1 protein-coding gene is annotated in these 754 nt (G+C 62.9%); it reads left to right on the top strand.

Features of this window, described 5'->3' with window-relative positions; genetic code table 11:
* The first annotated feature begins 260 nt into the window (after positions 1 to 260).
* Complete coding sequence (locus tag QB898_RS13120; RefSeq protein WP_279525306.1) at positions 261 to 602, top strand: transposase; 342 nt, start codon at positions 261 to 263, stop codon at positions 600 to 602.
* Positions 603 to 754: the final 152 nt, after the last annotated feature.

Consider the following 754-nt stretch of genomic DNA (forward strand, 5'->3'; position numbering starts at 1 on the left):
CAGGGCGCGCGGGCCGAGGGCGCGGGTCTGCGCCAGCACGCTCAGGGCGGCTTGCACCACGGCGCGCAATTCCCAGCCCGCGCGGCCCGGCACGCTGGGCGGCCCAGTAAGCGGCCTGTTGGGCGGCTTGTTGTGCGGCGGCTTGCTGCGCGGCGCTCCATTGGTTCCAGTCGCCCTGCTGGGCGTTGTTCTGGAAGGTTTGCTGGGTGTTGTCGCGGTTAGGACCTGTTGAGAGTCCCCTCTTATGCTGCAATCCCGCCATGGAAAGAAGAGTATTGAGCGACAAGCAGTGGGCACTGATGGCCCCGCACTGCCTGGGCAAGCCTGGCGATGCAGGGCCAAGAGGCACGGACAAGCGTTTGTTTGTAGAGGCCGTGCTGTGGATCGTGCGCACAGGCAGCCCCTGGCGCGATTTACCTGAAGAATTCGGCAAACGCAACACCGTCTTCAAACGCTTTCGCGACGGGGTCAAAGCCGGTATCTGGCAAAAACGCTTTGATGCTGTCAGCGGCCAGCCGGATATGCAATACGCCATGGTCGATGCCACGATCGTGAAAGTGCACCGTCACGGCCAAGGCGCAGGACTCAAAGCCAGGCCATAGGGCACTCGCGTGGGGGCGTGAGCACCAAGATACTGGCCCTGTGCGATGCGCTGGGCAATCTGGTCAAGTTCGCTCTGATGCCAGGCCAGCGGCATGACAGCAAAGGAGTCGAAGAGATGATCCGGAACCAAAAGTTTGGGGCGCTGCTGGCG

The sequence above is a fragment of the Ottowia cancrivicina genome (assembly GCF_029813755.1).
Taxonomy (GTDB): Bacteria; Pseudomonadota; Gammaproteobacteria; order Burkholderiales; family Burkholderiaceae_C; genus Ottowia; species Ottowia massiliensis.

Coding starts and splice junctions, on each gene's coding strand:
- QB898_RS13120 (WP_279525306.1), top strand. CDS start 261: ATGGAAAGAAGAGTATTGAGCGACAAGCAGTGGGCACTGATGGCCCCG.